General features: G+C 72.3%; 5 protein-coding genes and 2 pseudogenes. All 7 read right to left on the reverse strand.

Features of this window, described 5'->3' with window-relative positions:
• Positions 1-7: 7 nt before the first annotated feature.
• Positions 8-832, reverse strand: a complete 825-nt coding sequence (locus tag BM242_RS27680; protein WP_093841696.1) for a class I SAM-dependent methyltransferase — start codon at positions 830-832, stop codon at positions 8-10.
• The gene (locus BM242_RS27685) at positions 819-2,399 is read right to left on the reverse strand and encodes a radical SAM protein (protein WP_093841697.1); all 1,581 of its coding nucleotides are present in this window, start codon (positions 2,397-2,399) and stop codon (positions 819-821) included. Before BM242_RS27685 ends, BM242_RS27680 begins: the two co-directional genes overlap by 14 nt.
• Complete coding sequence (locus tag BM242_RS27690) at positions 2,396-2,713, reverse strand: hypothetical protein (RefSeq protein ID WP_093841698.1); 318 nt, start codon at positions 2,711-2,713, stop codon at positions 2,396-2,398. The genes BM242_RS27685 and BM242_RS27690 overlap by 4 nt, the downstream gene beginning before the upstream one ends.
• Positions 2,714-2,841: 128 nt before the next feature.
• Positions 2,842-4,233 (reverse strand): dihydrolipoyl dehydrogenase family protein, encoded by a 1,392-nt coding sequence (locus BM242_RS27695; protein WP_245834574.1) that lies wholly within the window; start codon positions 4,231-4,233, stop codon positions 2,842-2,844.
• A gap of 204 nt (positions 4,234-4,437) precedes the next feature.
• Positions 4,438-4,581: pseudogene (locus tag BM242_RS27700) on the reverse strand (Txe/YoeB family addiction module toxin); the annotation flags it as partial.
• Positions 4,582-4,703: 122 nt separating this feature from the next.
• Positions 4,704-6,101 (reverse strand): rhamnogalacturonan lyase family protein, encoded by a 1,398-nt coding sequence (locus BM242_RS27705; RefSeq protein ID WP_425443941.1) that lies wholly within the window; start codon positions 6,099-6,101, stop codon positions 4,704-4,706.
• 57 nt (positions 6,102-6,158) lie between these two features.
• Positions 6,159-6,848, reverse strand: a pseudogene (locus BM242_RS31250) (RICIN domain-containing protein); the annotation flags it as partial.

A 6,848-nucleotide genomic window follows, 5' to 3' on the forward strand; every position in this document is an offset into this window, starting at 1 on the left:
ACGGCACTCACGCTTGTGCCGCCGGTTTCTCGGCGATGAGGAGGGCGTAGCCGAGGCGGCCGTCGGCCACGGCGCGGCGGGCGGCGGCCAGGGCGGGGCGGGCGGCCTGCGGTCCGCCGTCGAGGCCGGCGGCGGCCAGCTTGCCGGGGGCGGTCATGGCCAGCAGCTTCAGCCGGGCCTCGATCTGGTCGGTCATCCGCAGCAGGGCGTGGTCGTGGCGTTCGGTGCGCAGCACGCGCAGCCCGGCGGCGGCCAGCAGCCGGGCGTACTCGTCCAGCGGGCGGGCGTCCGCGATGCAGGCGATGCGGGCGGCGAGCCCGGTAAGTTCCGGTGGCAGGCGGGCGGGGTCGGCGGTGACATCGCTGATGCCCGCCCGGCCGCCGGGCCGCAGTACGCGGGCGAACTCGGCGGCGGCCCGTTCCTTGTCGGGAAAGGTGCACAGCGCGCATTCGCAGACCACGGCATCGAACTCGCCGTCCGGGCAGGGCAGGTGCTCGGCGTCGCCGGTGGTGAAGGCGACCCGGTCGGCGAGCCCGGCCGCCTCGGCCGCGCCGGTGGCCAGCGCGGTGTGGGCGGGGGAGTAGTCCACGCCGTGGGCGGTGATGCCGGGGTGCGTGCCGGCGAGCAGCAGCGCGGTGGTGCCGCGCCCGCTCGCCACATCCAGCACGCGGCGGCCGGGTGCCAGGCCGAGAGCGTCGGCCAGGCGGCGGGTGAGGGCCGTGCCACCCGGGTGGTAGGACTCCCCCAGGAGGGCGACGACGATGTCACGGGCGTAGGCGTCGGCGCAGCAGTCCTTGAGCTGCTCGGCGGCGTGGGGGTCAGGCGTGGTCATGGCCGTCACCGGGGGTGTCGCGCAGGGTCTTGGAGCCGTGGGGGGTGTCGGTGAGGCGGTCGGCCAGCGGCAGGGCGTTGGGCGCCACATCGGCGACCGGCACGCCGGACTGCTGTGCGCGGACCTGTTCGCGGTAGCCCACCGAGTTGTAGGCGCAGAACGGGATCAGCCGCCCGTCCGGGGTGATCTCCTCCACGCAGCACTTCATCAGCTGCTTGACGTTGAGGGTGTAGGGGTCCTGGAAGTCCTGCACCACGATCATGAACGCCTTCTCGCCGAGGTCCTTCACCGCCTCGGGAAGGTCGATGCCGCAGGCGTCGGCGCAGTCGATCGCCTCGGCGGTGGCGCGCAGCTGCTCCTCGGTGCCGGCGCTGCCCATGGAGGCGGAGGCCGACCACAGCTGCTCCAGCGCCTGCCGGATGCCGTCGTCGGGCAGCACCCGGTTGGAGACGTAGTCCAGGTAGTCCTCCACGTTCAGCAGCCGGGGGAGCGGCAGCACGCTGCGGTTGCCCGGTTCGCCGTCCACCAGCAGATAGGTGACCGAGCGGCAGGTGGGGAAGCAGCACGGCACCGGGAAGAAATCGCCCTTGGTGAACCAGTGCGGAAGCTGCTCGTTGATCAGGGCGATGACATCGGGGTTGGTGAGGCGGTTCAGCGGATCGAAGGGGACGTGCCGGCCGGAGTGGGTGACGGGCTGGAAGGCCACCGAGCGCACCGCCGGATGATCCACCCCGAACTCGATGATCGCGCCGAGCTCGTGCTCGTTCAGCCCGCGTTCCACCGCCGCGACCAGGGTCACGGTCAGGCCCTGCTCGGCGCAGTTGGCCAGCGCCTTCTCCTTGTAGCGGCGCAGATCCTTCCCGCGCAGCTCGCGGTGGGTGCGCTCGTCGAAACCGTCGAACTGGAGATAGACGTTCACCGACTTCCCCGCCGTCCGGTTCCGCTTGCCCAGCTCCGCCACGAAGCTGCGGTCGTTGGCGAGCCGGATGCCGTTGGTGTTGAGGTTGACGGACCGGATGGGCCGGGCCTGGGCGAGATCGATGAAGTCGAGGATGTGCTTGTGGATGGTGGGCTCCCCGCCGGAGAACATCACCACCTCCGGCTCGCCCTCCGCCGCCACGAAGGCGTCCAGCATCCGCGCGCACTGCTCCCGGGTGATGGAGTAGCCGTCGCTCTGGTGTCCCGAATCGGCGAAGCAGACCGGGCAGTCCAGATTGCAGCCGGTGTTGACCTCGATGATGCCCAGGCAGGCGTGCTGCTTGTGCTCCGGGCACAGCCCGCAGTCACTCGGGCAGCCGTCCTTCACCTCGGTCTGGAAGGCCAGCGGGTAGGTGCCCGGCTTGTTGAACCGGGCCGAGGACACATACTCCTCCGCGTCCCCGTAGACCAGCGCCTCGAACTCCCCGTGCTCCTTGCAGCGCTTGCGCAGAAACACCTTGCCGTCGCGGATGTTGACCTGTGCGTCGACAGGGGTCTTGCACAGCGGGCAGATGGACCTGGTGAACTCCACGAACACCTCCTCCCGCTCCCGCCTCCCGGCCTTGCCGCGCTCCTCGGCAGTGGTCATGCGGCCCTCACCTGCTCCTTCGTCTCGTCACCCGGGTCGTACCCGGCGGCGCGCGCGGCACGCGCGGCACGCGCGGTGCGTACGGAGCGCAGCAGCAGTGCGGCGTACACCAGAGTCGGCGCGTCCTGCACCAGCACCGGCCAGCCCAGCGACTGGGACAGACAGCGGCCGAAGCAGCCACCCGCCGACGCCGTGGCCGCCGTCCCGTCCACCAGCTGATAGGCCGACAGGATCCGGGTCATCTCCGTAAACGAGACCAGCCGGCCCAGGCCCATCGCCGTACAGACCGCGCCCAGCGCGATACGCAGCACCATGCCGCCACGCCAGGCTCCTCCCGGCCGGCCATATGTGAGCCCGCTTACCGAAGGCATTGCTCCGGGCGGTCCTGCGATGGTGGGCGGGGCCGCAGGCACCGGTCAGCGGTGCCGGTCACCGGCACCGGTCAGCGGTGCAGTGCGCGGCGCAGGGCGAGCAGGGCGATGGTGGCCCGGCGGGTGCCGGGGGAGGCCAGCGAGGCGTAGACCTCCTCCAAGGCGGCCTGCCAGGGCCCGTCGGCATAGGTCGGGTAGGGGTGCACGGTCTTCGCGTACTCGCCCGCCGTCCAGCGCAGGCGGACGGCGGTGGCCAGGTGGGCGATGGTCTCCCCCGCCCGTGGCGCGACGACGGTGGCGCCCACGATCCGGCCCCCAGGGCCGATGACCAGCGTGGCGAAGCCGTCGGTGCGGCCGTCGGCGACGGCCCGGTCCACCCGTTCGTGGCTCAGTACCCGCACCCGTGCCCGCTCCCCGTACTTCTCCCTGGCCTGCGCCGCGCTCATCCCCACCCGCGCGACCTCCGGATCGGTGAACGTCACCCAGGGCGCGGCGGTGAGATCCGGCCCGCGCCGCAGCCCCAGCAGCGCGTGGGTGACGGCAGCCGCCGCCTGCGCCCCGGCGGTGTGGGTGAACGCCGAACGCCCGGTGACGTCCCCGGCCGCGTAGATCCGCCGGTTCGCGGTGCGCAGCCGGGAATCCACCCGCACCTCGCCGTCCCGCCCGGTCACCGCCACCCCGGCCGCCGCCAGGCCCAGCCCGGAGGTGTTGGCCGTGCGGCCGGTGGTGACCAGCAGCCGCCCGAACGGCAGCACCCGGCCACCGGCACCGTGCACCTCCCCGGCCGTCACCCGCTCGGCGCGGAACCCGGTCAGCACGGTCACGCCCTCTCCCTCCAGCCGCTCGCGCAGCAGCTCACCGGCCGCCGGCTCCTCCCGCGGCAGCAGCCGGTCCGCCATCTCCGCGACGGTCACCCGCGCGCCCAGCCGGGCGAACGCCTGCCCCAGTTCGCAGCCGATGGGCCCGCCGCCCAGCACCACCAGCCGCTCCGGCGGCTCCGCCGGCTCCCACACGGTGTCGCTGGTCAGCGGCCCGGCCCCGGCCAGACCGGGCACCGGGGGCAGGGACGGCGCCGAGCCGGTGGCGATCAGCGCATACCGGAACCGCACCCGCCGGATACCCTCCTCGCCGCCCTCGATCTCCAGCGTCCGCGGCCCGGTGAACCGGGCCCGGCCCCGCACCACCGCCACCCCCTGCGCCTCCAGGGCCCGCGCGGAATCGTGCGGCGCGATCGCCGCCACCGCCCGCCGCACCTGCGCCATGGCCGCGCCGAAATCCTCGCCCCGGGCGGCGGCGTGCAGCAGCGCCTTGCTGGGCACGCACCCGGTCCACAGGCAGTCCCCGCCCGGCTCGTTCACCTCCGCCAGCAGGACCCGCGCGCCCAGCCGGGCGGCGGCACGCGCCCCGGTCAGCCCCGCACTCCCCCCACCGGCCACCACCACGTCATACCTCTCCACCGGCACCACCCCGTGTCTCCCTGTCCCTTTGCCTCTTCGTCGTCCCCGGCGCCGTACGACGCCTGAGCGGGGACGGACCTGCGGCACCACCCGACGCGCCGGGCGCCACTCCGCGGCGGCCGTGTCCCGGAAGCCTGGCCGGGCACCGGCGGCCGCGCGACCTCGGCCGGCACGGCGGGAGCGGCGGGAGCAGCGGGAAGAATCTGCAGGCTACCCGTAGTGGTGGCGGACCTGGAGAATGATGACTTTCCTGTCGCGGGGGAGGGCGGACCACAGGCGGTGTTCGTCGGTGATGCGGCGGGACCAGGCGCCGGCCAGGGCGTGCCTGAGGGGCTCGGGCTTGCCGGTCCCGGCATAGGGGGCCGCGCAGGGCGTTGTCGGTCAGGCGGTTGGTGCGCCTTGGATCTGGCGGCCGGCCGTCGCCCCGGGAGCCGGCTGGTTCCCGGGGCGGAACACGGGGGTCTGCGGCAGCCGGGTCAGTAGGTGATGGCCGGCCTCGGCGGTGTGCTCATGCCGGCGCCGAGGAAGTAGTCCACGTGGTGGGACTGCATGTATCCCTTGAGGGTCATGGCGTTCCGGTAGGCCGGGTTGTGCGCCAGGGTGTACAGCCTGGTGCTGGTCGGCCGGTCGGTGGTGAAGATGATCAGCTCGTTGAAGTCCGCGTTGGTGTACACGGCCTCCTCGCGCCAGTCGCCGAAGAGGTCACCGACGAGGGTGGGGCCGCCCTGGGCGGCGGTGACGCCGCCGTAGTGCCAGGTGCTGACCAGCCGCGGCACGCGGTTGGTCGGCGTGGGGTTCTGCGGGTCCCACTTCTCGATCTTGCCGTCGTTGAGCAGTTCCATGGTCACGTCCCCGTCCCACCACAGGCCGAGCTGCGGCCAGGGCTGCAGGGCGGTGTCCGGTTCGGTGAGCCGGTTGGCGGGTGCGTTGTACAGGCCGCTGAAGGACCAGACCTCCATCCCGGGGAAGCGCGGATCGATGTCGCCGGCCATGCCGCGTCCGACGTCGGCGGTGCCGGACCCGAAGTGCTGCCAGAGGATCTGGCCGGTGGCCGCGTCGTAGGAGAACTCGCGCAGGCCGCTGGGGTTGTTCTGCTGGACGGCATACCCTTCCAGGCCCGGCCGGCCGGGATCGAGGTCGGCGATGTGGAAGCGGTCGCCGTGGACGATGCCCTGGTGCCCCAGCGAGTAGCGCAGGGTGCCGTCACCGTTGAGCACGAACCCCACCTCGGCGATCTCGTCCTTGCCGTCGCCGTCGACGTCGATGATGCGGGTGTTGTGCCCGTCGGGGGCGTTCTGGTTGCCGCGCAGCCACTTCCACTGCATGCTGACGTCGCTGCCGTCGAAGTTCCAGGCGGTCATCATGAGGTTGAAGCCGCCGTTGCCGATCCGGTTCTTCATGTAGGCCACCAGGCTCGGCGTGGTGCCGTTGAGGTGGCCCACCCCGAACCGCGCGTACATCGGGCCGTCGGCCAGGTAGTCCGTCGGCACCTGGGCGGAGGCCCGCAGCGCGCCGGTGCGGCCGTCGAGGATGGCGATGAACTGGTGGTTGTCGTTGGGGTGGGAGAAGGTGGCGCCGTTGCCGAAGGTGACGCCGTTGGCGATCCGCAGCGCGACCTCCGCGCGGCCGTCGCTGTCGAGGTCGTAGACGGTGACGCCGTCGTTGTGCCCCACGTCGATGGTGGCGGACCCGCCTTCGATGTTGTTCTGGTCGGTGCTGTTGTGGCCCATGTCGACCTGCCACAGGAACTGCCCGTCGCTGCGGTAGGCCTCCAGCCGCTGGGGGGTGGTCTGGCGGTCGACGACGTAGTCGTACTCGCCGTCGCCGTCGAGGTCGCCGGCCCAGACGAACTTCACCGGGCCGCCGTTGCGCATCGGCACCCGGACCACCGGTTCGACGGCGTGGTGGGCGGTGAGGGTGAAGGCCCGGCTCGGCGCCTGCTCCTGGCCGCCGGTCACCGGCGCCACCCGGTAGCTGTTGTTCCGTGACAGGTCGGCGGTGGAGTCCGTGTAGTTGGTTCCGCCGGTGAGGACCTGGTTGTTGAGCCTGGTCCAGGAGCCGCCGTCGGTGGAACGGTAGACGTTGAAGCCGATGCCCTGCGGGTCCAGGCCCAGCAGCCGCCAGCTCACCAGGACGCTGGACGAACTGGAGCGTACGGCCACGACCCCGCGGCCCAGGGGCTCCATCCGCCGGTCACCGCCGGGGGACTCGCCGCCGACCTTGACGAGCTGCCACTGCTGGTTGGCCCCGTTGAGATCGGTGTACTGCGACGCCCGGGCCCCGTCGTCGGTGGACCACTCCCAGACCTCCAGCGCCTTGCCGCTGTTGCGGTTGATCAGCTGGATATGGCCGGCGTCGGTGTCCTCGACGCGGAACTGCTGGTTGGTGCCGTTGTGGTCGGTCCACTGGATGACCTCGGCGCCGTCGGCGGTGGAGAAGTCGCGGAGGTCCAGCACCTTGCCGCTGTGCCGGGACTTCAGCCGGTACCAGCCGCCGCCGGAGTCCACGAACTGCCACTGCTGCCAGGCGCCGTCGTTGCGCGCCCACTGCACGATCGGTGCGCCGTCCTCGGTGGCCAGGTCGTAGACGTCCAGCGCCTTGCCGCTGTGCCGGTTGACCAG

The sequence above is a fragment of the Streptomyces aidingensis genome, from assembly GCF_900112355.1.
GTDB classification, from domain to species: Bacteria; Actinomycetota; Actinomycetes; order Streptomycetales; family Streptomycetaceae; genus Streptomyces; species Streptomyces aidingensis.

Bases quoted from the DNA above. Each gene is read 5' to 3' on its own strand.
- BM242_RS27690 (WP_093841698.1), bottom strand. From the start codon at position 2,713: ATGGTGCTGCGTATCGCGCTGGGCGCGGTCTGTACGGCGATGGGCCTG.
- BM242_RS27680 (WP_093841696.1), bottom strand. From the start codon at position 832: ATGACCACGCCTGACCCCCACGCCGCCGAGCAGCTCAAGGACTGCTGC.
- BM242_RS27705 (WP_425443941.1), bottom strand. From the start codon at position 6,101: ATGCGCAACGGCGGCCCGGTGAAGTTCGTCTGGGCCGGCGACCTCGAC.
- BM242_RS27685 (WP_093841697.1), bottom strand. From the start codon at position 2,399: ATGACCACTGCCGAGGAGCGCGGCAAGGCCGGGAGGCGGGAGCGGGAG.